The organism is Pantoea sp. CS_6, from assembly GCF_041954745.1.
GTDB classification, from domain to species: Bacteria; Pseudomonadota; Gammaproteobacteria; order Enterobacterales; family Enterobacteriaceae; genus Pantoea; species Pantoea stewartii.
In genome coordinates, this window is record NZ_JAVAYG010000002.1 from 206,279 (window position 1) to 229,333 (window position 23,055).

Annotated in this window: 17 protein-coding genes, 3 tRNA genes and 1 other RNA gene; 10 read left to right on the top strand and 11 right to left on the bottom strand. The window is 53.6% G+C overall.

Translation table 11 applies throughout. The annotated features are described in order from the left end of the window. The first annotated feature begins 233 nt into the window (after nucleotides 1-233). The gene (ppsA, locus tag RAC90_RS03955) at nucleotides 234-2,618 is read left to right on the top strand and encodes a phosphoenolpyruvate synthase (protein WP_033741141.1); all 2,385 of its coding nucleotides are present in this window, start codon (nucleotides 234-236) and stop codon (nucleotides 2,616-2,618) included. A 204-nt stretch (nucleotides 2,619-2,822) separates the two neighbouring features. On the opposite strand, the gene rprA is transcribed toward ppsA, so the two are convergent. Further along, nucleotides 2,823-2,932: antisense sRNA RprA (rprA, locus tag RAC90_RS03960), an RNA gene on the bottom strand. A 259-nt stretch (nucleotides 2,933-3,191) separates the two neighbouring features. Continuing rightward, the gene (ydiK, locus tag RAC90_RS03965) at nucleotides 3,192-4,286 is read right to left on the bottom strand and encodes an AI-2E family transporter YdiK (protein ID WP_006118968.1); all 1,095 of its coding nucleotides are present in this window, start codon (nucleotides 4,284-4,286) and stop codon (nucleotides 3,192-3,194) included. Nucleotides 4,287-4,493: 207 nt separating this feature from the next. On the opposite strand from ydiK, the gene RAC90_RS03970 reads away from it, so the two are divergent. Then, nucleotides 4,494-7,547 carry an FAD-binding and (Fe-S)-binding domain-containing protein gene (locus RAC90_RS03970; protein WP_375123988.1) on the top strand — a complete coding sequence of 1,018 codons (3,054 nt, stop codon included), beginning with the start codon at nucleotides 4,494-4,496 and terminating at the stop codon, nucleotides 7,545-7,547. Between the two features lie 30 nt (nucleotides 7,548-7,577). On the opposite strand, the gene RAC90_RS03975 is transcribed toward RAC90_RS03970, so the two are convergent. After that, the gene (locus tag RAC90_RS03975; protein WP_006118970.1) at nucleotides 7,578-7,982 is read right to left on the bottom strand and encodes a hypothetical protein; all 405 of its coding nucleotides are present in this window, start codon (nucleotides 7,980-7,982) and stop codon (nucleotides 7,578-7,580) included. A 391-nt stretch (nucleotides 7,983-8,373) separates the two neighbouring features. On the opposite strand from RAC90_RS03975, the gene sufA reads away from it, so the two are divergent. The 7 genes from sufA to RAC90_RS04010 are packed head-to-tail and all read left to right on the top strand — an operon-like array spanning nucleotide 8,374 to nucleotide 14,973. Beyond that, complete coding sequence (gene sufA / locus RAC90_RS03980; RefSeq protein ID WP_006118971.1) at nucleotides 8,374-8,748, top strand: Fe-S cluster assembly scaffold SufA; 375 nt, start codon at nucleotides 8,374-8,376, stop codon at nucleotides 8,746-8,748. A gap of 7 nt (nucleotides 8,749-8,755) precedes the next feature. Next, nucleotides 8,756-10,249: a Fe-S cluster assembly protein SufB gene (gene sufB / locus RAC90_RS03985; protein ID WP_033741147.1), complete on the top strand. Its 1,494-nt coding sequence runs from the start codon at nucleotides 8,756-8,758 to the stop codon at nucleotides 10,247-10,249. Between the two features lie 46 nt (nucleotides 10,250-10,295). Then, complete coding sequence (sufC, locus tag RAC90_RS03990) at nucleotides 10,296-11,042, top strand: Fe-S cluster assembly ATPase SufC (RefSeq protein WP_006118973.1); 747 nt, start codon at nucleotides 10,296-10,298, stop codon at nucleotides 11,040-11,042. Then, a complete protein-coding gene (gene sufD, locus RAC90_RS03995) occupies nucleotides 11,017-12,294 on the top strand; it encodes a Fe-S cluster assembly protein SufD (RefSeq protein ID WP_205958343.1) in 1,278 nt (425 codons plus the stop codon). The genes sufC and sufD overlap by 26 nt, the downstream gene beginning before the upstream one ends. Beyond that, a complete protein-coding gene (gene sufS, locus RAC90_RS04000) occupies nucleotides 12,294-13,517 on the top strand; it encodes a cysteine desulfurase SufS (RefSeq protein WP_054633960.1) in 1,224 nt (407 codons plus the stop codon). The genes sufD and sufS overlap by 1 nt, the downstream gene beginning before the upstream one ends. A gap of 21 nt (nucleotides 13,518-13,538) precedes the next feature. Beyond that, nucleotides 13,539-13,955 carry a cysteine desulfuration protein SufE gene (gene sufE / locus RAC90_RS04005; RefSeq protein ID WP_006118976.1) on the top strand — a complete coding sequence of 139 codons (417 nt, stop codon included), beginning with the start codon at nucleotides 13,539-13,541 and terminating at the stop codon, nucleotides 13,953-13,955. 55 nt (nucleotides 13,956-14,010) lie between these two features. Beyond that, on the top strand, nucleotides 14,011-14,973 hold the full coding sequence (locus tag RAC90_RS04010; RefSeq protein WP_054633895.1) for a L,D-transpeptidase family protein: 963 nt from the start codon (nucleotides 14,011-14,013) through the stop codon (nucleotides 14,971-14,973). Nucleotides 14,974-15,216: 243 nt separating this feature from the next. On the opposite strand, the gene RAC90_RS04015 is transcribed toward RAC90_RS04010, so the two are convergent. The 6 genes from RAC90_RS04015 to RAC90_RS04040 form a co-directional block, all read right to left on the bottom strand. Next, on the bottom strand, nucleotides 15,217-15,453 hold the full coding sequence (locus RAC90_RS04015) for a major outer membrane lipoprotein (RefSeq protein ID WP_006118977.1): 237 nt from the start codon (nucleotides 15,451-15,453) through the stop codon (nucleotides 15,217-15,219). A gap of 306 nt (nucleotides 15,454-15,759) precedes the next feature. Next, nucleotides 15,760-17,172: a pyruvate kinase PykF gene (gene pykF / locus RAC90_RS04020; protein ID WP_033741152.1), complete on the bottom strand. Its 1,413-nt coding sequence runs from the start codon at nucleotides 17,170-17,172 to the stop codon at nucleotides 15,760-15,762. 344 nt (nucleotides 17,173-17,516) lie between these two features. Then, a tRNA-Val gene (locus tag RAC90_RS04025) sits at nucleotides 17,517-17,593 on the bottom strand. A gap of 10 nt (nucleotides 17,594-17,603) precedes the next feature. Further along, a tRNA-Val gene (locus tag RAC90_RS04030) sits at nucleotides 17,604-17,680 on the bottom strand. Between the two features lie 3 nt (nucleotides 17,681-17,683). After that, a tRNA-Val gene (locus RAC90_RS04035) sits at nucleotides 17,684-17,760 on the bottom strand. A gap of 152 nt (nucleotides 17,761-17,912) precedes the next feature. Then, nucleotides 17,913-19,286: an MATE family efflux transporter gene (locus RAC90_RS04040; protein WP_375123991.1), complete on the bottom strand. Its 1,374-nt coding sequence runs from the start codon at nucleotides 19,284-19,286 to the stop codon at nucleotides 17,913-17,915. A 193-nt stretch (nucleotides 19,287-19,479) separates the two neighbouring features. Here RAC90_RS04040 and RAC90_RS04045 point away from each other — a divergent pair, with 193 nt between their 5' ends. Beyond that, nucleotides 19,480-20,148: a riboflavin synthase subunit alpha gene (locus RAC90_RS04045; RefSeq protein WP_375123992.1), complete on the top strand. Its 669-nt coding sequence runs from the start codon at nucleotides 19,480-19,482 to the stop codon at nucleotides 20,146-20,148. A 192-nt stretch (nucleotides 20,149-20,340) separates the two neighbouring features. Here the strand turns inward: RAC90_RS04045 and cfa are convergent, their stop codons facing one another. Next, nucleotides 20,341-21,489 (bottom strand): cyclopropane fatty acyl phospholipid synthase, encoded by a 1,149-nt coding sequence (gene cfa, locus RAC90_RS04050; RefSeq protein ID WP_172912414.1) that lies wholly within the window; start codon nucleotides 21,487-21,489, stop codon nucleotides 20,341-20,343. A gap of 284 nt (nucleotides 21,490-21,773) precedes the next feature. Next, nucleotides 21,774-22,976, bottom strand: a complete 1,203-nt coding sequence (gene punC / locus RAC90_RS04055; protein WP_110267578.1) for a purine nucleoside transporter PunC — start codon at nucleotides 22,974-22,976, stop codon at nucleotides 21,774-21,776. Between the last annotated feature and the right edge of the window lie 79 nt (nucleotides 22,977-23,055).

The following is a 23,055-nucleotide window of genomic DNA, read 5'->3' on the forward strand; positions in this document are numbered from 1 at the left end:
ACAAAAACGACGCTTCAGGCGGCACTGAAATGAAAAACACTTTTAAATGAGTAGGTTGTGATAAAAACAATCCTTTGCGCAACGTCTTAAAAAAGCGGGTTATAGTCTGAAACTGCCGCGCAGAATCTGCTTTAACGATTCAACAGATCGTGTTTGCCAAAACCTTATGCCAGGCTGATTGTGTTAATAGCAGGATTTTCCATGTGCCCATTCATTAATAAAGGATCAGTTCAATGTCCAATAAAGGCGAACAGCCGTTAGTACTCTGGTACAACCAGCTTGGCATGCATGATGTTGATCGGGTAGGAGGCAAAAATGCGTCTCTGGGTGAGATGATTACCAATTTGTCCTCTCTGGGGGTTTCGGTACCCAATGGTTTCGCGACCACCTCCTGGGCCTTTAATCAGTTTCTTGAGCAGAGCGGTCTGAACCAGCGTATTTATGCATTGCTGGATGACACCAATATTGATGATGTTGATCAACTGGCGAAAGCAGGTAAGCAGATTCGTCAGTGGGTCGTCGAAACGCCCTTCCAGCCTGAACTTGAAGCCGCCATTTTGTCGGCCTACGAACAGCTCTCAGCAGACGATGCCGAGGCCTCTTTTGCCGTACGCTCCTCGGCCACCGCAGAAGATATGCCCGATGCTTCCTTTGCCGGACAACAGGAAACCTTTCTGAACGTGCAGGGCATCGAAGCTGTGATGGTAGCGGTGAAACATGTTTACGCATCCCTGTTTAACGATCGTGCCATCTCTTACCGTGTTCATCAGGGCTACGATCACCGGGGTGTTGCCCTGTCGGCAGGCATACAGCGTATGGTCCGTTCCGATCTGGCCGCATCAGGCGTGATGTTTACCATTGATACGGAATCTGGCTTCGATCAGGTGGTGTTTATCACGGCGGCGCTGGGTCTGGGCGAAATGGTGGTGCAGGGCGCTGTCAACCCGGATGAGTTTTACGTGCATAAACCCACACTGGCCGCGAAGCGTCCGGCAATCGTGCGCCGCAACATGGGCTCGAAAAAAGTGCGGATGGTGTATGCCGATTCACGTGAGCACGGCGAGCAGGTGCGAATCGAGGATGTGCCGGAAACGGAACGCGACCGCTTCTGCCTGAACGACAGCGAAGTTCAGGCACTGGCACAGCAGGCGGTACTGATCGAGCAGCACTATAAGCGCCCGATGGATATTGAATGGGCAAAAGACGGGCATACCGGCAAGCTGTTCATCGTGCAGGCGCGACCGGAAACCGTGCGCTCAAATGGTCAGGTGATGGAGCGTTACACTCTGCAAGGCCAGGGAAATGTGGTCATTGAAGGCCGTGCAATTGGCCATCGTATTGGTGCCGGGCCGGTTAAGGTGATTCATGACATCAGCGAAATGAACCGTATCGAAAAAGGTGACGTGCTGGTGACTGATATGACCGATCCTGACTGGGAACCGATCATGAAAAAGGCCTCTGCCATTGTCACCAATCGCGGGGGGCGTACCTGTCATGCCGCGATTATAGCGCGTGAATTGGGGATTCCGGCGGTGGTCGGGTGCGGCGATGCCACCGAGCGCCTGAAAGAAGGTCATACCGTGACCGTGTCCTGTGCGGAAGGCGATACCGGCTATGTTTACGACGAACTGCTCGATTTTGACGTGACCAGTTCGCAGGTCGATACCATGCCGGACCTGCCGCTGAAGGTGATGATGAACGTGGGTAACCCGGATCGCGCCTTTGATTTTGCCTGCTTACCCAATGAAGGGGTTGGGCTGGCGCGCCTGGAGTTCATCATCAACCGCATGATCGGTGTGCATCCTAAAGCGCTGCTTGAGTTTGACCAACAACCGCCGGCGTTGCAGCAACACATCCGTCAGCTGATGAAAGGCTTTGACGATCCCGTCGAGTTCTATATTGCGCGCCTGACTGAAGGTATCGCGACCCTGGGCGCGGCATTCGCACCCAAACGGGTGATTGTGCGATTGTCCGACTTCAAAACCAATGAATACGCCAATCTGGTCGGCGGGGAACGGTACGAACCGGAAGAAGAGAACCCCATGCTGGGCTTCCGCGGCGCTGGCCGTTACGTGTCAGAAAGCTTCCGCGACTGTTTTGCGCTTGAGTGTGAAGCGGTGAAGCGGGTGCGAAATGACATGGGACTGACCAATGTCGAGATCATGGTGCCGTTTGTACGTACGGTGGACCAGGCGCAGGCGGTGGTCGAAGAGTTAGGTCGCCAGGGCCTGAAACGGGGTGAGAACGGACTGAAGGTCATTATGATGTGTGAAATCCCGTCAAATGCTCTGCTGGCGGAGCAGTTTTTACAGCACTTTGACGGCTTCTCCATTGGCTCGAACGACATGACGCAGCTGGCGCTGGGGCTCGATCGTGATTCCGGCGTCGTGTCTGCCCTGTTTGATGAACGCAATGAGGCGGTGAAAGCCTTACTGTCCATGGCGATCAAGGCGGCGAAAAAACAGGGTAAATACGTCGGTATCTGTGGACAAGGGCCTTCGGATCATCAGGATTTTGCGGCCTGGTTGATGGAGCAGGGCATCGACAGTTTGTCACTTAACCCGGATACCGTCGTGGAAACGTGGCTGAGCCTGGCGGCCCTGAATAAGTCTGCCTGACGCGACGTTTACACTGTTACTTTAAGGCCAGCGCAAGCTGGCTTTTTTATTCCCGGCGGAAAAACAGACGGGGTTGATCAGTGCTGACCCGATCCGGTTGTCGAGATATCACTTGCGCGGAAAGCGTATAAAGGACGAGGTTGCTCTTCGGCCTGTTCATACAACCTGACCGGTAAAAAGAGGGCGCAACCCCTTTTCGACAGGCAAAAAAAAAGCCCATCACAGGGGATGGGCAAAGACTACACACAGCAATTCTTTACGCTACTCAGGGGAAATAAGGGTGTTTAGAAATCAGTGAGTTGATTTCAAACTTGTTAAATATGTTATTCATACCGCTTGCTGGCGTCTTTAAGAATCCTCTTATTAGTTTAAAGGAAATAATATTTTGACCATCATTAAGAGCGTTGAGGAGAGTTATTATGTATGAAAAATAATCATTTCAGGCCGAAAAATGGGCTTAAAGCGCTAAATATGCGTTTTATCTTAAAAACTACTAATGAAAAAAAGGCTGGTGATATCTTAATCAGCCAGCCTACTTAACCACTACTAATCATATGAAATGCAGAACAGGGCCTATTGATCCGTCTTTTCGTCCAGGGCTTTGAGCGGATCGACCGGTGGTCTGGGCACTTCATTCATCCAGACGGACACCAGGCGATAGGAGACGGCCAGCACGACGGGGCCGATAAACAGTCCGATCATGCCAAACGCGATGAGTCCGCCAATGACACCGGATAAAATCAGAATCAGCGGCAGGTCGGCACCCATACGAATCAGCACGGGACGCAAAATATTGTCCAGTGTTCCGACGACGCAGCTCCACACCAGCAGCACTGTGCCCCAGGTCGTATCGCCGCTCCAGTAGAGATAAACGATGGCGGGCACCAGCACCAGCAGGGGACCAATCTGGACCAGACAGCAGAGGATCATCAGGACGGTCAGCAAGGTCGCATAAGGAATGCCGGAGATGGCCAGCCCGATACCGCCCAGCACGCCCTGTACCAGCGCAGTCACCACCACGCCCAGCGCCACTGCGCGTACGGCTTGCCCGGCCAGCAAAACGGCGGCATCACCGCGACGGCCCGCCATGCGCACAGCGAAATGGCGAATCCCCAGCGCCGCCTGTTCACCGCGCCAGTAGAGCAGCACGCTAAACAGCAGCATCACGGCCAGATGAATCATAAACCGGCCAAAGTGTCCGGCCTGCGCAACAAAGAAGCCTGTTGTACGACCGACGTAAGGCTGAAGCTTGGCCATGATGGCCGCACCGCCGCCGGCCACCAGTTTCTGGTAGCTGGCATACAGTTTTTCCCCGACCACAGGAATGTCATTCAGCCAGCTCAGCGTCGGCAGCATATGGCCCTGCGTCGCCCAGGCAATTACCGGAGCACTGTTATCAATCAGGCTGTTCACTAGCAGGGCAACCGGAATAATAAACAGCAGCAGAAGCAGAATGGTCATCACAATGACGGCCAGAGAACGCCGGCCCCAGAGCAGTCGCTGAATTCTCAGCATCAACGGCCAGGTCGCAATCACTACCATGCTGGCCCAGGCGAAGCCGAGGATAAAAGGTTGCACCACCCATAAGCAGGCGGCAATCAACAGCAAAATGAATATCAGAGTGAACAACATTTGGGGAAGGTCTATCTGCCGTTCCAGGCTTTTCATCTTAAGCATTACCTCTTTGAGATCCGTCAACGCAGGGGATGACAGTGACCCGTCATCATGAGCTATTTGAGGGCGTTTAAACAGGCTTGTAAAGAAATGGTTTCAGCCTTTCCTGAAAAAACGACAGGGCTGACAGAAATGTGATAAAACAGGAGATTAACGCACGCGACAGACGCAAACCTACACAACATCTTTGGTCACAGAATCATGATCCCACAGATTTCTCAGGCACCGGGTCTTATCCAGCGGGTGCTGACATTCCTTGAAACCCTCAAAGAACAGGGCTTCACCGGCGACACCGCCACCAGTTATGCCGACAGGCTTTCTCTCTCAACCGACAACAGCATCTATCAGCTGCTGCCCGATGCGGTGCTGTTTCCGCGCTCGACGGCTGATGTCGCGCTGATTGCCCGCGTAGCGGGGGACCCGGCGTTCTCGAGTCTGGTTTTCACCCCGCGCGGTGGCGGGACCGGCACTAACGGCCAGTCACTGAATCAGGGCATTATTGTGGATATGTCCCGCTACATGAACCGTATCCTGGAGGTTAACACCGAACAGGGATGGGTGCGTGTAGAAGCGGGCGTGGTTAAAGATCAACTTAACGCGTATCTGAAACCGTTTGGTTACTTTTTCTCGCCAGAGTTGTCGACCAGTAACCGTGCTACGCTGGGCGGCATGATCAATACCGATGCCTCCGGCCAGGGATCGCTGGTGTATGGTAAAACCTCTGATCATGTTCTTGGGTTGCGGGCGGTCCTGCTGGGGGGCGATATTCTGGATACCCGGCCCATGCCCACGGCGCTGGCCGAAAGCCTGGCGCAAACGCCCACGCCAGAGGGCCGCATCTATCAGCAGGTTCTGACGCGATGTCGCGAACAGCGTGACCTGATTCTGGAAAAATTTCCCAAACTGAACCGCTTCCTGACCGGCTACGATTTGCGTCATGTCTTTAGCGACGATATGCAAACGTTTGACCTGACGCGCCTGCTGTGCGGCGCAGAAGGCACGCTGGCCTTTATCAGTGAAGCCCGGCTGGACATTACGCCCCTGCCTAAAGTGCGGCGCGTGGTGAATATCAAATACGACTCCTTTGATTCTGCTTTGCGCAATGCGCCTCTGATGGTACAGGCGCAGGCTCTGTCCGTCGAAACGGTGGACTCGAAAGTGCTCAATCTGGCACGGGAGGACATCGTCTGGCACTCCGTGAAAGCGCTGATCACCGATGTTCCCGACAAAACGATGTCAGGGCTGAATATTGTGGAGTTTGCCGGGGATGACGAAGCGAAAATTGAGCAGCAACTGACGCAACTCTGCAGCCGACTTGATGCGCTGATCGCGCAGCAGGAAGGCGGCGTCATCGGCTATCAACGCTGTAACGACCTGGACAGCATCGAACGCATTTATAACATGCGTAAAAAAGCGGTGGGATTATTGGGCAATGCGAAAGGGCGGGCGAAGCCGATTCCGTTTGTCGAAGATACGGCCGTGCCGCCGGAACACCTTGCCGACTACATCGTCGAGTTCCGGGCGCTTCTTGACAGCCATGGACTGAGTTATGGCATGTTTGGCCATGTGGACGCGGGCGTGCTCCATGTCCGGCCGGCGCTGGATATGTGCGATCCGCATCAGGAAATGATGATGAAGCAGATTTCTGATGAGGTGGTCGAACTGACCGCGCGCTATGGCGGTCTGCTGTGGGGCGAACATGGCAAGGGCTTTCGCGCGCAATACAGTCCGGCCTTCTTCGGGGACACCCTGTTCAACGAACTGCGCCGTATCAAAGCGGCGTTCGATCCCGATAACCGGCTGAACCCCGGCAAGATCTGTACGCCTTATAACAGCGATGCGGCGATGATGCAGGTGGATGCCACCAAACGCGGCAGCTATGACCGCCAGATTCCTGTACAGGTGCGTGACACCTGGCGTGGCGCGATGGAATGTAACGGTAATGGCTTGTGCTTCAATTTCGACGTGCGCAGCCCAATGTGCCCCTCGATGAAAATCACGCGCAACCGCATTCATTCACCTAAAGGGCGCGCCACCTTAACACGCGAATGGCTGCGCTTGCTGGCAGAGCAGGGCGTGGATCCGGTGGTGCTGGAGAAAAAACTGCCCGAGAAGACACTGTCGTTGCGGGGGCTGGTTGGCCGCATGCGGAACACCTGGTATGCGAATAAAGGGGAATATGATTTTTCGCATGAAGTGAAGGACGCCATGTCAGGCTGCCTGGCCTGTAAGGCCTGTTCAACCCAGTGCCCGATTAAAATTGACGTGCCGGCTTTCCGCTCGCGTTTTTTGCAGCTTTATCATACGCGCTATCTTCGTCCCCTGAGCGATCATCTGGTGGCCGCGGTGGAAAGCTATGCGCCCGTGATGGCAAAAGCGCCTACGGTCTTTAACTTCTTCCTTAAACAGCCCTGGGCCGCATCGTTCAGCAAAACGCACATTGGCATGGTGGATTTGCCCTTGCTTTCCTCACCTACACTCAAACAGCAGCTGAGCGGCCATCCGGCAATGCAGATGACGCTGGAACAGCTTGAAGGGCTGACGGAGGCGCAGCGGGCGAAAACGGTGCTGGTGGTGCAGGATCCCTTTACCAGCTTCTATGAGGCCCGGCTGGTCAGCGACTTTATCAAACTGATTGAGAAACTCGGCTATCAACCTGTTCTGTTGCCCTTCTCGCCAAACGGTAAGGCACAGCACGTTAAAGGCTTTTTACAACGCTTTGCCCGCACGGCCAGTAAAACCGCCGATTTTCTCAATCGCGTCGCCCGGCTGGGCATGCCAATGGTCGGCATCGATCCCGCCACGGTCTTGTGTTATCGCGATGAATATCGCCAGACGCTGGGGGAGGCGCGGGGCGATTTCACTGTGCTGTTGGTGCATGAATGGTTGCAGAATGCGGTGCAGGAACGTGACGTCCAGATTGCCAGCGGCGAAGCCTGGTATCTGTTTGCGCACTGCACCGAAGTCACCGCCTTGCCTGCAACGCCCGGTCAGTGGCAGGCGATTTTTTTACGGTTTGGTGCAAAGCTGGAAAACATCAACGTGGGCTGCTGTGGCATGGCGGGCACTTACGGACACGAGAGCAAAAATCTGGACAATTCGCTGGGCATTTACGCGCTCTCATGGCATCCGCAGTTGCAAAAGCTGCCGCGTCAACGCTGTCTGGCAACCGGTTTTTCCTGCCGGAGCCAGGTTAAACGTGTTGAAGGCAATGGCATGCGCCATCCGCTTCAGGCTCTGCTTGAGCTGGTGTAAAAAGGCAGGAGACGTCAACCGCAGGCTGGATTAGAATATCCAGCCTGCATGTTTGACAAAGTTACTCTGGAGCACCGTCGCCTGTTCCCATTCACCTGTAATGGCCAGCTGGTGGCATAGCCGGGTCAGTGACAGTCTTGCCAGCTGGTAAGCCTGAATGCGAAACAGCCGATCCCGGTCGGGATTTTGCATTTCTACGACCAGTCGGTGATGAAGCTTACCCATGGCATGCAAATAACTCTGGTCGTCACCGTTCAGTTGGCAAAGTTCTGCCATATCCAGACAGGTATCATTGAACTGACGTAACTGCTGAACGGTACACTCAGCCCGGTCAAGTCTGGCCTGCGCCAGGTAAAAATCGACAGTGAGATCGCGAACCGAAAAACGGTATTCATCAAGTTTGTGCTGAAGCCAGGCGGAAACCGATAACGACATAACGCATCCTGATGCTGAATGATAATAATTATCATATTCAACTGAACAGCGATTGCAATTGGCAAATGAGAATTTTTTTCCGATTTATTTCACCTGTCGGTATAATCGGAAATAACAATCTATTTACAACACAGAAAGGCGTAACCTATCAATAAAGGGTTTATCATAAAGTGATGATTTTAAAATTCACCAGTTATTAACAGGTTACGGGGTCGTGCTTCCTGCCTGTTTTGCGAATGCAAGCCTGGCTGAAGACGCTATGCTTAATAAATGCGCTGTTAAAAACAGCACCTAATGATTATCCCTGCAAAACAAGAGGTTGAAGTGATCAGTGAGATCACTACCATAGGGGGATAGCCTGAAAAGGTCCGGACTCACAAGAGGTAGCAACATGTCATCCGTGAATGCAGACTCTTTCTCACCTGACGAATATGTGTGGAAAGGGTTAACGCTGACCGAAACCGCAGCGAAACAAATTCTAAATCTGGCCGCAGAAAACCCAGAAGTCAAGGGCCTGCGTTTAGCGATTAAACAATCCGGTTGTGCCGGCTTTGGTTATGTCATGGATCTGGTGAAGCAACCAGAAGATGACGACCTGCAGTTTACCTACTACGGCGCAACATTGTTTGTACCGCTTCAGGCGATGCCATTTATCGATGGCACTGAAGTGGATTACGTCCGTGAAGGCCTGAATCAAATTTTTAAATTCAATAACCCTAAAGCTCAACACGCCTGCGGGTGCGGTGAAAGCTTTGGCGTCGAGTAAGTGAAATATGTCACGACACAGCGAAACATCTGACGATGTACAAATGTGGGAAGGCAAGCTCAATTATAAAGAGGGCTTCTTTACCCAGTTGCAAACCGAAGAATTTGCCAACGGCATCAATGAAGATGTCGTGCGCGCAATTTCGGCTAAGCGTAACGAGCCAGAGTGGATGCTGGAGTTTCGGCTTAAAGCTTTTCGTGCCTGGCTGGAAATGGAAGAGCCACACTGGCTGAAAGCGCATTACGAAAAGCTCGACTATCAGGATTACAGTTACTATTCCGCGCCGTCGTGCGGCAATTGTGACGATACCTGTGCGTCGGAGCCGGGAGCCACGCAGGCTTCAGGCGCGGCGCCTGCCAACGATTACCTGACGCAGGAAGTGGAAAACGCCTTCAACCAACTGGGTGTACCGGTGCGTGAAGGCAAAGAAGTGGCGGTTGACGCCATTTTTGACTCGGTGTCGGTGTCCACCACCTATCGTAGCAAGCTGGCGGAACAGGGCATTATCTTCTGCTCGTTCGGTGAAGCCATTCACGATCATCCGGAGCTGGTGAAGAAATATCTGGGCACAGTAGTGCCACCCAACGACAACTTCTTCGCTGCCCTGAATTCAGCGGTTGCGTCAGACGGTACCTTTGTTTACATCCCGAAAGGGGTGCGTTGTCCGATGGAGCTGTCAACCTACTTCCGTATTAACGCGGCGAAAACCGGTCAGTTTGAACGCACCATCCTGATTGCTGATGAAGACAGCTATGTCAGCTACATTGAAGGCTGTTCTGCACCGGTCCGTGACAGCTATCAGCTGCACGCAGCGGTGGTCGAGGTGATCATCCACAAGAATGCGGAAGTGAAATACTCCACCGTGCAGAACTGGTTCCCGGGCGGTGAAGGCGAGGGCGGTATCCTTAACTTCGTGACCAAGCGTGCGCTGTGTGAAGGCGACCACAGTAAAATGTCATGGACGCAGTCGGAAACCGGGTCGGCCATTACCTGGAAATACCCGAGCTGTATCCTGCGTGGCGATCACTCCGTGGGCGAGTTCTACTCCGTCGCCTTAACCAGCGGACGCCAGCAGGCGGACACCGGTACCAAGATGATTCACATTGGTAAAAACACCCGGTCGACCATTATCTCCAAAGGTATCTCTGCCGGTAAAAGCCAGAACACTTACCGTGGCCTGGTGAAAATCATGCCGACGGCCACCAACGCACGTAACTTTACCCAGTGTGATTCCATGCTGATTGGGCCAGATTGTGGAGCACATACGTTCCCGTATGTTGAAACCCGCAACAACACCGCCCAGCTGGAGCATGAAGCGACCACTTCACGTATCGGCGAAGATCAGATGTTCTACTGTCTGCAACGTGGCATCAGTGAAGAAGATGCTATCTCGATGATCGTGAACGGCTTCTGTAAAGACGTATTCTCTGAGCTGCCGCTGGAATTTGCAGTGGAAGCACAAAAACTGTTAGCCATCAGCCTTGAGCACAGTGTGGGCTGATTGACGCCGTCACACGCGTTGCCGGAAGCAATGTGAAGGAATAAGTATGTTAAGTATTAAAGATTTACAGGTTAGCGTTGAAGACAAAGCGATCTTACGTGGTCTGAACCTTGAAATTAAACCGGGCGAAGTTCATGCCATCATGGGACCGAATGGTTCAGGTAAAAGTACGCTGTCTGCAACCTTAGCTGGCCGTGAAGACTATGAAATCACCGGCGGTTCAGTGACCTTTAAAGGCAAAGACCTGCTGGAGCTGGAGCCGGAAGAGCGCGCGGGTGAAGGGATCTTCATGGCGTTCCAGTATCCGGTTGAAATTCCTGGCGTCAGCAACCAGTTTTTCCTGCAGACCTCTGTGAACGCAGTGCGCAAATACCGTCAGCAGGATGAGCTCGATCGTTTTGATTTCCAGGATTTCATCGAAGAGAAAATTAATCTGCTCAAGATGCCTGAAGATCTGCTGACCCGTTCTGTCAACGTCGGTTTCTCCGGCGGTGAGAAGAAGCGTAACGATATTCTGCAGATGGCCGCGCTTGAGCCCGATCTGTGCATTCTGGACGAAACGGACTCCGGTCTCGACATCGATGCCCTGAAAATCGTGGCTAACGGCGTAAACAGCCTGCGCGATGAGAAGCGTGCGTTCATCATCGTCACGCACTATCAGCGTATCCTGGACTATATCAAACCTGATTTTGTGCATGTGCTGTATCAGGGCAAGATCGTGAAATCTGGCGACTTCTCGCTGGTGAAACAGTTGGAGGAGCAGGGTTATGGCTGGCTTACCGACGAAGAGTGATACTGCGCTGCAACAGTGGCACCACCTGTTTGAATCGCGCGGTGAACTGCGCTCCATGCAGGCACAGCAGCACTGGCAGCAGTTAATGCGTCTGGGCTTGCCCACGCGCAAGCATGAAAACTGGAAATACACGCCGCTGGATGGCCTGCTGGCACAGCACTTTGTGTTGCCTGAGTCGCAGGACGTGAGTGCTTCACAGGTTGAAGCGCTCGCTCTGCCGCTGGATGCCATTCGTCTGGTGTTTATCGACGGCAAATTCCAGTCTGCGCTGAGCGCGACCGGGACTGATTTTTTCGAGATTCAGCACAGCGTTGCCGCTGAGCGTCGCGATCTGCCTGCGCCCGTTCAGCCAGAAGTCTTTCTGCATCTGACGGAAAGCCTGGCTGAAGAAGTGACCCATGTTCGTCTGCCGCGCGGTAAGGCGGCTTCACGTCCGCTTTACCTGCTGCACATCACCAGCGGCAAAGATGATGGCATGAACACCGTTCATTACCGTCATCATCTGCAACTGGAAGAGAGTGCAGAAGCGGAAGTCATCGAGCACTATGTCACGCTGAACGACAGCGCGCACTTCACCGGCGGTCGCTTTACCTTTGCTGTCGCTGATAATGCTACGCTGAAGCACACCAAGCTGGCCTTTGAAAGCACTAAAAGTTATCACTTTGCCCATAATGACATCGTGATTAACCGTGATGCGCAGGTGACCAGCACCAGCTTCTTACTGGGTGCGGGTTTAAGCCGTCATAACACCAGTACGCAGCTCAATGGCGAAAACACCCAGCTTTCTTTGAACAGTCTGGTGCTGCCCGTGAATCAGGAAGTGGCGGATACCCGCACCTATCTTGAGCACAACAAAGGCCACTGCCTGAGCCGTCAGATGCACAAAACCATCGTGCGTGACAAAGGGCGTGCGGTCTTTAACGGCCACATCAAAGTGGCGCAGCATGCGTTAAAGACAGATGGTCAGATGACCAACAACAATCTGCTGTTAGGCCGCCTGGCCGAAGTGGATACCAAGCCGCAGCTGGAAATTTATGCCGATGACGTTAAATGCAGCCACGGTGCGACCGTAGGCCGTATTGATGACGAGCAGATGTTCTACCTGCGTTCGCGCGGTATTGAGCAGGATGCCGCGCAGACCATGATCATTCACGCCTTTGCGGCTGAGTTAACCGAAACGCTGGAGAACCCCGTTCTTCGCCAGGCGGTGCTCCAGCGCATTGCTCAGCGTTTTCCAGGAGACAACTCATGATGAACTTCGATCTCGAGCGTATCAGAGCGGATTTTCCGGTTCTGAAGCGTGAGGTCAACGGTCATCCGCTGGCTTACCTTGACAGCGCGGCCAGCGCACAGCGTCCTTTGTCGGTCATCAATGCCGAAAGCCATTTCTACCAGCACGGCTATGCCGCCGTGCACCGCGGTATTCACACGCTCAGCCAGCAGGCAACCAGCGATATGGAAAACGTTCGCGAACAGGCGGCACGTTTTCTGAATGCGGCTTCTGCGGAAGAAATCGTTTTTGTTAAAGGTACGACGGAAGGCATCAACCTGGTTGCCAACAGTTGGGCGGGCAGTCAACTGCAACCCGGTGATAACCTGATTATCACGCAGATGGAGCACCATGCGAATATCGTGCCCTGGCAGATGGTGGCTGAACGCTGTGGTGCGGAAATTCGGGTACTGCCCCTGACCGACAACGGTGAGCTGGCGCTGGATCAACTGGCGGGGCTGATTGACAGTCGCACGCGCCTGCTGGCGGTCACCCATGTGTCCAATGTGCTTGGTACGGTGAATCCGGTCAAAGCCATCGTCGCGCAGGCCAGGGCAGCAGGTGTGGTTACCCTGATCGACGGGGCGCAGGCCGTGATGCACAGCGCCGTCGATGTACAGGATATCGGCTGCGACTTCTATGTGTTCTCCGGCCATAAGCTCTATGGCCCAACGGGCATTGGCGTGCTGTATGGCCGCAAGGCGCTGCTGGACATCATGCCGCCCTGGGAAGGGGGCGGATCGATGATTGGTGAAGTCCTGCTGCCCACCGGCACCACCTGGAATACGGCACCGTGGCGTTTTGAAGCCGGAACGCCGAATACCGGTGGCATCATTGGTCTGGGCGCCGCGCTGGAGTATGTTGAGGCGCTGGGACTGGATACGATTCATCAGCGGGAAACAATCCTGATGAATTATGCGCTTGATAAGCTCGCCTCCGTGCCGGATATCCAGATCTACGGTTCGCAGCAGCGTACCGGTGTGATTGCCTTTAACCTGGGCAAACATCACGCCTTTGATGTCGGCAGCTTCCTTGATCAGTACGGTATCGCGATTCGTACCGGCCACCATTGCGCTATGCCGCTGCTGCGCCATTATCAGGTCCCCGCGATGTGTCGCGCTTCTTTCACGTTCTACAACAGTGAAGACGAAGTAGATCGGCTGGCGGCAGGTCTGACGCGTATTCATCGCCTGCTGGGCGGCTGAACAACGTAAACGGAGTGATTCATGGCCACGTTGCCAGAAAAAGAGAAACTGGTGCGCAACTTTAATCGTTGCGCTAACTGGGAAGAGAAGTATCTGTACATTATTGAATTAGGTGCCAAACTCCCGGAATCGTCTGAAACACTGCACCAGCCTGAAAATGCCATTACCGGCTGTCAGAGTCAGGTGTGGATCAAGATGACCCCGCAGGCAGACGGTACGATCGCCTTTGAAGGTGACAGTGATGCAGCTATCGTTAAGGGACTGATTGCTATCGTATTTAGCCTTTATCAGAACCTGCAACCCGCTGAAATCGTGGCACTGGACGTTCGCCACTGGTTCAGCGAACTGGCCCTCGTTCAGCACCTCACGCCGACGCGCTCGCAGGGGCTGGAGGCGATGATTAAGTCAATTCGCCATACCGCTCAGAACCTCAGCTAAGATACACTCCAAAGACGCCATCCGGCGTCTTTTTACTGTCTGATGAGAACATCGCATGAAACCTGCTTTTTATATAGCCGGTGCATTGCTGCTGACCTGTTTTGGGCTCTCTGCACCCGGTTTTGCTACCGAATATCCCTTGCCGCCGCATGGCAGCCGCCTGACAGGTGAAAATCTTGTTACCCAGGTGCCAGATAATAAACGCCCGCTGGAAGATATCGCTGCGCGTTATCAGGTTGGCCTGCTGGGCATGCTGGAAGCGAACCCAGGCACCGATCCGTGGTTGCCCAGGCCGGGTACACAGCTGACCATTCCGCTACAGATGATTCTGCCGGATACGCCACGCGAAGGCATTGTGGTAAACCTGGCGGAACTGCGGTTGTACTATTACCCAAAAGGTGAAAACAAGGTCATTGTGTATCCGATTGGTATCGGTCAGATGGGGATCATGACGCCCGTGATGGTGACCAGCATCAGCCAGAAAATCCCCAACCCCACCTGGACGCCTACCGCGAATATTCGCAAGCGCTACGCGAAAGAGGGCATTACCCTGCCTGCAGTGGTGCCCGCAGGCCCGGATAACCCTATGGGGCTGCATGCGTTGCGTATGGCACGGGGAACCGGGCAATACCTTATCCATGGTACTAATGCCAATTTTGGTATCGGCATGCGCGTGAGTTCGGGTTGTATTCGCCTGCGCACGGACGATATTGAAGCACTGTTTAATGCGGTGCCGGTAGGAACGCGTGTGCAGGTGATTAACCAACCGGTGAAATATACCGTTGAACCCGATGGCAAACGTTACGTTGAAGTCCATCAGCCCTTGTCGCGCAGCGAGAAAGACGATCCGCAAACCGCGCCTCTGGCCTTAAGTGCGGGCTTCAGGACGTTTATGAAGAGCGAGAAAAGTGACCAGGCCTTAATTAACGCTACGCTGACGCGCCGTTCGGGCATGCCGGTGCTGGTCAGTGCCGGTGAGCCGGTGCGGGATGAGGCGAGCGTCCTGTCGGCACACTAATTATTGCGGGACAGGGCGCGAGTCCTGTCAGTGCACCAACCGAAGCAGATTGAGGCGACAGGTCTGCTGGACATAACCGATGCGGAATGGGGCTATCGGACAGTCGCGACAGTAAACGAGGCAGGACAGGGCAAACGTGCTGTCGACGAACGACGCGGCATCAGTGAAAGAGAAGGCGTTAGTTGCGGATCAGCAGACAAAAAAAATGGTGCCACAAGGGCACCATTTTTAAAACCAGAACTCTTACTTACGGTAAGAGTGAGCCTGGTTGTCCAGACGCTGGTTAGCGCGAGCTGCGTCATCTTTAGCAGCCTGAACGTCAGAACGCACTGCGTTCACGTCGTTGCTCAGCTGGTCAACTTTAGCGTTCAGAGTCTGAACGTCTGAAGACAGCTGGTCGATTTTAGCGTTGCTTGAGCAACCAGCCAGCAGAGTTGAACCCAGGATTACCGCGCCCAGTACCAGTTTAGTACGATTCATTATTTATACCCTCTAGATTGAGTTAATCTCCATGTAGCGTTACAAGTATTACACAAAGCTTTTTAACTTGAGAATAATTTTTTGATAAGAACATGCTTAAACATGATCGTTCGCTCAAAGAAACAGCGGATCAAAGAAGAAGATAAAAAAATTTAGCTAAAACAGAGAGATTTAATCGGATTAACCTTAATTTCAGGGGCATTTTTATTGTTGTTTTGGGCTGGCGTTTTCAGGAATCTGTATTACAAAGCCCATAAAAAAAGCGCCTTTTAAGGCGCTTTCGATAATAAAGCCATAAACCCCGTATTACAGCACGTGTACCGATGCGGTATTCGTGGTTCCACTTGGCACCAGCGCGCCAGAAACCAGCACAACAACATCGCCTTTTTGAGCAAAACCGCTTTCCAGCGCCGCTTCTTTACCCAGACGATAGAAATCGTCGGTTGAGGCAATTTCGCTGACCATACGCGTCTCAATACCTTTGCTCAGAATCAACTGACGCGCTGTGGTGGCATTGGTGGTTAAGGCCAGGATGGTGGCGTTAGGGAAGTACTTACGCACGGCCTTCGCTGATTTACCGCCTTCTGTTGCGACAACGATAAGTGGCGCTTCGAGCTTCTCGGCGGTTTCAACGGCACCACGGCACACCGCTTCGGTGATACGCAGTTTGCGGTTGTCATTCTGCTCATCAATGCGCGGCTTCATCACGCGGTCGGTACGCTCACAGATGGTCGCCATGATGGTGACCGACTCCAGCGGATAACGGCCTTTCGCACTTTCGCCCGACAGCATGACGGCGTCCGTCCCGTCCAGGATGGCGTTCGCTACGTCGCCGGCTTCTGCGCGAGTAGGGCGTGGATTCTTGATCATGGAATCCAGCATCTGGGTGGCGGTGATAACAACCTTACGCGCCTTATTACATTTTTTGATCATCATCTTCTGCGCGAAGATCACTTCTTCAACCGGGATTTCAACGCCCAAATCGCCACGGGCGACCATGATGCCGTCAGACGCATCCAGGATCTCGTCGAAGTTGTTCAGGCCTTCCTGGTTTTCAATTTTAGAGATGATCTGAATATTTTCGCCGCCGTGCTGCTTCAGGTGCTCACGGATTTCCAGCACGTCAGAGCGCTTACGGATAAAGGACGCGGCAACGAAATCAACGCCTTGTTCACAACCAAAAATCAGGTCGCGTTTGTCTTTCTCGGCCAGCGCAGGCAACTGGATAGAAACGCCTGGCAGGTTAACACCTTTATTCTCACCTAAATCACCGTTGTTCAGGACTTCACAGATGACGCTGTTTTCGGTGACTTCAGTCACTTTCATGCCGATCAGACCATCGTCAACCAGAACGGTATTGCCGATTTTCAAATCGTTGGCAAAGCCAGAATACGTCACCGCAACACGTTCGCTGTTGCCAATCACGCTCTGGTCAGTGGTAAAAGTAAAGGTCTGGCCAGCTTTCAGTGACACATCATTGCCACCTTCCAGCTTCATGGTGCGGATTTCCGGACCTTTGGTATCCAGCAGAATAGCGGCAGGAATGCCAGTTTTTTGGGTGACAGCACGCATATTGGTGATGCGCTGACCGTGTTCTGCATAGTCGCCGTGCGAGAAGTTCAGACGCATCACGTTCATGCCTGCTTCAAGCAGCTGGGTCAACATCTCTTCGGATTCGGTTTTTGGGCCGATAGTACAAACGATCTTAGTCTTTTTCATGACGGGTTATCTGTAAGTTGTGATGGATGATAAATAGGGTTTCGATGACAGCGCACCGAAATGAAAACGCTGGTTGAAAGAGAAAAGGGTGATACAGGATAAGAATAGGTGACGAAGGCCAGGCGTGCAGAGAAGTTGCGTGGTTAGTTGGCTTAACCACCGGGACGTTGTTGCGCAAACAATCTTAATTATCGTCATAAGCACGTAGTCGCTGAAACCTTTCAAGTAAACAACGCGGCCAGTATAATCACTAAGTATGCGAAAACCAATCGAAAAACAGTACGTAAAGGTAATGTAAATCAAGAAATGGGTTGTTGCGCAAGCGAAGAAAGGAAGTAAAAGAGTGGTGCGCTCTAATGGACTCGAACCATCGACCCCCACCATGTCAAGGTGGTGCTCTAACCAACTGAGCTAAGAGCGCAAAGTAAATTTGGTGCGTCCGAGTGGACTCGAACCACCGACCCCCACCATGTCAAGGTGGTGCTCTAACCAACTGAGCTACGGACGCACTTGGTGCGCTCTAATGGACTCGAACCATCGACCCCCACCATGTCAAGGTGGTGCTCTAACCAACTGAGCTAAGAGCGCAACATGCTGTCAGGGCGACAGCGGGGACGAATATTAACGACAGCGCAGAAGGCTGGCAAGGGGAAAAACGCAAAATTGCAAATGAATGAACATCATCTGTGCGAAGCGTCGTTTTTTTGAACGTAACGGGCCTGTTACGGCCCGTTCTGCTTTTAACGCGATGCGCGCGAAAGGATTAACGCGGCCGGGAGTTGCTGCAAACGCCGAACCCGCCACAGCATCATGACGGCGGCTGAGGTCAGGCCGACAATAAACCCACACCAGAATCCTGCCGGGCCCATGCGCGGCACCACCCAGTCGGTCAACGCCAGGATATACCCTGAAGGCAGCCCCAGTAGCCAGTAGGCGATAAAGGTTATAAAGAAAATAGACCTTGTGTCTTTGTAACCGCGCAGGATACCGCTGCCAATCACCTGAATGGAATCCGAAATCTGGTAAATGGCGGCCAGCATCATCAGTTGAGCAGCCAGCGTCACTACGTCGGGGTTATCGTTATAGAGCTGCGCAATGTGATGGCGGAAGGTCACCGTAAAGATCGCCGTAAGCACGGCCATACTCACGCCCACGCCCTGCGCGGTCCAGGCGGACACGCGCGCCTGTTCGGTTGATCCCTGACCCAGACGATAGCCCACGCGAATGGTTGTCGCGACGCCCAGTGACAGCGGCAGCACGAACATCAGTGAGCTGAAGTTCAGGGCAATCTGGTGACCGGCCACATTCACAATGCCCAGCGGGGAGACTAACAGCGCCACCACGGCAAACAGAGTCACTTCAAAAAACAGCGCCAGGGCGACAGGCAGGCCCAGACCGGCCAGACGTTTCAGAATGGCGGCCGAGGGCGATGACCAGCGCTGTTCAGGCCGGATATCCTGCATGCTGCGCATGCGCCGCACCCAAAAGCGCATACAGATAAACATCGCCCAGTAAACGGAGGCGGTGGCGACGCCACAGCCCACACCGCCCAACGCGGGCATACCAAAATGCCCATAGATAAAGACATAGTTGAGCGGAATGTTGAGCATCAATCCCAGAAAGCCCAGCACCATGCCGGGCTTGGTTTTAGACAGCCCTTCGCACTGGTTACGCATCACCTGAAAAAACAGGTAACCCGGCGCGCCAAACAGCAGGGCATGCAGATAACCTTCCGCTTTTTCAGCCAGCAGCGAATCGATATCGTGCATCGAGCGAATAAAATAGCCCGCGTTCCAGAGGACCAGCATGATGAGCAATGAGAGAAAAAACGCCAGCCAAAACCCCTGACGAATCTGTTCAGCAATGCGCTCGCGGCGACCTGAACCATTAAGTTGCGCAATGGTCGGCGTCAATGCCAGTAAAACACCATGACCAAACAGGATGGCGGGAAGCCAAATGGACGTGCCAACAGCGACGGCGGCCATATCCGTGGCGCTGACGGCGCCGGCCATAATGGTATCTACAAATCCCATCGCGGTTTGCGCCACCTGAGCCAGGATAACGGGAATCGCGAGGGCCAGCAATTGACGCGCTTCTGTTAAATACTTCTGCACGTAAACACCTGACTTGTGTGATTAATAAGGAAATGAGGACGACTTCAGGCGAAGTCGGGACTAGTGTAACTGCCGCAGCCGATTTCTCCAATCTTTGTCACGCTTTGCGGTTGCGCATCTCTCAGCACGTTGAAATCTAAAAGTTAAGCGCGCCTGTGATAAACTGGAGGCAAACTTCACAGAGGCAAAGATTATGTTTACCGGTATTGTGCAGGGCACCGCAGAAATCGTGTCCATTGAAGATAAAGGTTTATTCCGTACTCATGTTGTCCGGCTTCCCGCTGAACTGGTGCCAGGCCTGGCACTTGGCGCATCCGTGGCCCATAACGGCTGTTGCCTGACCGTTACCGAGATTAACGGTGATTTGGTGAGTTTTGACCTGATCAAAGAAACCTTACGCGTGACCAATCTGGGCGACTTGCGCCAGGGCGACGTGGTGAATATTGAACGCGCGGCCAAATTCAGTGATGAGATTGGCGGACACCTGATGTCGGGCCATATCATGACCACGGCAGAAATTTGCAAAATTATCCGCTCTGAAAACAACCGCGAAGTGTGGTTCAGGATTCAGAATCCTCTGCAGATGAAATACATCCTGCACAAAGGATTTGTCGGCATTGATGGCATCAGTCTGACCGTGGGGGATGTGACAAAAACGAAGTTCTGCGTCCATTTGATTCCTGAAACGCTGGAGCGCACCACCCTGGGAGCCAAAACCTTTGGCGATCGGGTCAACATTGAAATCGATCCCCATACACAGGCCATTGTGGATACGGTAGAGCGCGTGCTGGCGCAGCGTGAAGCCGCTGCCGTGAAAGCGCTTGCGGAGCAGGCCGATCAGCCGGAAGCCGATCACGAATAAGGCCCGCCTGGCAACAATCTTGTTGTCATCCGCATGCGGGTATTGCAAAACAAAAAAAGCAGCCCTGTTATCAGGGCTGCTTTTTTATCGGGAAACCGCTGACGCGCCGTCGCGTTTCGTCGCCCCGGCATCTCAGCCAACCGACCTGAGCCGGTTCGGGCAATGCGCGGCGCCAAACCGCAGCGCGTCCTGTTACCGTGCTACGCGCAATCCCCCCTCTATGCCTCGGCTAAACACCACCTGCCATAGCTGGATCTCGCGGGCGCGGAACGCACCCGCGCAGGCATTCAGATAGTACGTGAACATGCGGCGGAAGCGTTCGTCATAGCGCCCGGCAAGCTGCGGCCAGGCATGTAAGAAGCGTTCAAGCCAGGCCATCAATGTCGTGTCATAGTCCGCGCCAAAGTTATGCCAGTCTTCCATAATAAAATGGGGTTCGCTGACGTCGGCGATATGGCGCAAAGAGGGCAGGCAGCCGTTCGGAAAGATATATTTGCCAATCCAGGGATCGACATGCATATCCGTTTTGATCGCGCCTATTGTGTGAAGCAGGAAAATCCCGTCAGGCTTCAGGTTGCGATCAACCGTAGCAAAATAGGTGGGGTAATTTTTAGGCCCGACATGTTCAAACATGCCCACGGACACAATGCGATCAAACTGCTGATCGAGATCGCGGTAGTCCTGCAACAGGATTTGGACATCCAGCCCCTCACAGCGCTGTTGAGCCAGTTTTTGTTGCTCTGCCGAGATGGTTACGCCCTGAACGCTCACGCCATAATTTCTGGCGGCAAAGGCCGCCAGGCCGCCCCAGCCGCAGCCGATATCCAGCAGGCGCATTCCCGGTTTGAGTTGCAGCTTGCGGCAAATCATATCGAGTTTGGCTTCCTGCGCCGCCTCAAGCGTGGTGGCGTCTTTCCAGTACGCGCAGGAATACTGCATGTAAGGATCCAGCATCAGGCTGAAGAGATCGTTGCCTAAATCGTAGTGGGCTTTACCCACCTGCCAGGCCCGCTTTTTGGATTGCAGGTTCACCAGACGCGCCAGCGCAATACGCAGGATGTCCTGAATATGATGCGGCAGTTGCTCGTCGAGTTTATGCTTCAGCGCCCGATGAAAAAACATATCCAGCCGCTCGCATTCCCACCAACCATCCATATAACTCTCGCCCAGGCCCAGGGATCCTTTCTGCAGAACGCGTTTGAAAAAATCGGGGTGTTTGACCTGAATATCCCAGGGCCGCGAACCGTTAATTTCAATATCGGCTTTTTGCAGTAACTCCTGAACGATGCGATACCAATGGTTACGTTCGATGCCTACTTCTTCTACACATGATGAACTCATAGCCACTCCATCACCAGAACCGTCAGAACCTGAGAAAAAGCAGGAGCTGTTTCTCAGGATTATGAGAAAAGTCACAGATGACGCCTTGCGCCAGACAACAAAAAGGGTACAGAGAAGAGAAAACGTCGGTATCCATGCAGCGTTGCTCACACAGATGCCGTCACAGCCTGAAGGCTGTGTGAAACATTTTTATTATGATGACAGTGCGAGTGGGTCTGGCAGAGGAGGCACACTGGCAGACCCTGATTCAGTCAGTGAAAACGGGTAACACGCAAATCGTTGCCTCAGTGATTATCCTGGCAGGGATGTGCAGATGAGGCAATATCAGTTTGTGCGCCGGCGCGGCGCTGTAGCTGATAGCCCATCACTGCCAGACCAATCGTCACCATCATAATTAGCGTGGTCGTAAACAGAGCCTGGATCAAGCCTGCGGACACCGCAAGGCTGGCGGCAAAACAGAGTCCGAGCTGAAGTGTGTTCTGCAATGCCGCCGCTTTCCCGGTGGCGTGGGGGAAGGGCAGCAGCGCACTGGACACCACAATCGGATAAATCGCGCCATTTGCCAGCGCCATGCCGCAGAACGGCACCAGTAACGCCGTGAGTGACGGGCTTCCCGAAAGCGCGACGGCAAACAGCGCCCCGACACTCAGACTATAGACGCCGAGCAGCCACGGCAGCAGCGTTGCGCCAGAAAACCGGTTGAGCAGCGCACGGCAGCCAAACCCGCCGATTAAAAAGGCGATGGTTTGGGGAATATAACTGAGCCCGATATCCGCAGGAGACAGACCAATTTCAGCCAGAATAAACGGCGAACCCGTCAGCCATGCAAAAAAACTGGCCGAGCAGGCGGAATACATCAGTACGTTACCGCTGTAGGCACGTGCGCGCAGCAGCGTCAGAAACCCAGGCTGTGGAGCAGGGGAACGTTGATTTTTTTGCGGCGAAGGCAGGCGCAGCGTGACCAGGATGAGCGCCACAGCAATTCCCGTCAGCACCGCAAAAATGGCGCGCCAGTGAAAATGGCCGATCAGCCAGGCGCCCAGTAACGGCGCCAGGGCGGGAGACAGCGCGACGAGCGGCATAATGGTAGCAAAGACTTTATTGGCCTGTGACTGAGGATAGCGATCGACGACCAGCGCCTGCCAGCTGACGGCCGCCGCGCACACGCCGATAGCCTGCACAAAACGCAGTACCAGCATCAGGATCACATTATCTACCCACAACATACCCGCACAGCCCAGAGCAAACAGGGCGAGGCCTGCCAGCAGCACCGGCTTACGCCCCAACCGATCAGATAAGGGGCCCCAGACCAGTTGACCACAGGCAAAACCGGCCAGAAACAGACTCATGCTGGCGCTGATCATCCCGGCTGACGTGCTAAAACTTTGCTGCATAGCGCCGAAGGCGGGCAGGTACATATCGGTTGCCAGAAAGCCCAGCATACTGAGCACGGCAAGATAGGGAATAAAGCCTTTTGAAGCGGACATCGGGTTCTCATCAGTTGCAGAATAAACGCGGGGCAGTGTAAAAGCTGTACTTCACGCTGTGAAACGGTAAAATTTGCCT

Bases quoted from the DNA above. Each gene is read 5' to 3' on its own strand.
- ppsA (WP_033741141.1), top strand. From the start codon at position 234: ATGTCCAATAAAGGCGAACAGCCGTTAGTACTCTGGTACAACCAGCTT.
- ydiK (WP_006118968.1), bottom strand. From the start codon at position 4,286: ATGAAAAGCCTGGAACGGCAGATAGACCTTCCCCAAATGTTGTTCACT.
- RAC90_RS03970 (WP_375123988.1), top strand. From the start codon at position 4,494: ATGATCCCACAGATTTCTCAGGCACCGGGTCTTATCCAGCGGGTGCTG.
- RAC90_RS03975 (WP_006118970.1), bottom strand. From the start codon at position 7,982: ATGTCGTTATCGGTTTCCGCCTGGCTTCAGCACAAACTTGATGAATAC.
- sufA (WP_006118971.1), top strand. From the start codon at position 8,374: ATGTCATCCGTGAATGCAGACTCTTTCTCACCTGACGAATATGTGTGG.
- sufB (WP_033741147.1), top strand. From the start codon at position 8,756: ATGTCACGACACAGCGAAACATCTGACGATGTACAAATGTGGGAAGGC.
- sufC (WP_006118973.1), top strand. From the start codon at position 10,296: ATGTTAAGTATTAAAGATTTACAGGTTAGCGTTGAAGACAAAGCGATC.
- sufD (WP_205958343.1), top strand. From the start codon at position 11,017: ATGGCTGGCTTACCGACGAAGAGTGATACTGCGCTGCAACAGTGGCAC.
- sufS (WP_054633960.1), top strand. From the start codon at position 12,294: ATGAACTTCGATCTCGAGCGTATCAGAGCGGATTTTCCGGTTCTGAAG.
- sufE (WP_006118976.1), top strand. From the start codon at position 13,539: ATGGCCACGTTGCCAGAAAAAGAGAAACTGGTGCGCAACTTTAATCGT.
- RAC90_RS04010 (WP_054633895.1), top strand. From the start codon at position 14,011: ATGAAACCTGCTTTTTATATAGCCGGTGCATTGCTGCTGACCTGTTTT.
- RAC90_RS04015 (WP_006118977.1), bottom strand. From the start codon at position 15,453: ATGAATCGTACTAAACTGGTACTGGGCGCGGTAATCCTGGGTTCAACT.
- pykF (WP_033741152.1), bottom strand. From the start codon at position 17,172: ATGAAAAAGACTAAGATCGTTTGTACTATCGGCCCAAAAACCGAATCC.
- RAC90_RS04045 (WP_375123992.1), top strand. From the start codon at position 19,480: ATGTTTACCGGTATTGTGCAGGGCACCGCAGAAATCGTGTCCATTGAA.
- cfa (WP_172912414.1), bottom strand. From the start codon at position 21,489: ATGAGTTCATCATGTGTAGAAGAAGTAGGCATCGAACGTAACCATTGG.
- punC (WP_110267578.1), bottom strand. From the start codon at position 22,976: ATGTCCGCTTCAAAAGGCTTTATTCCCTATCTTGCCGTGCTCAGTATG.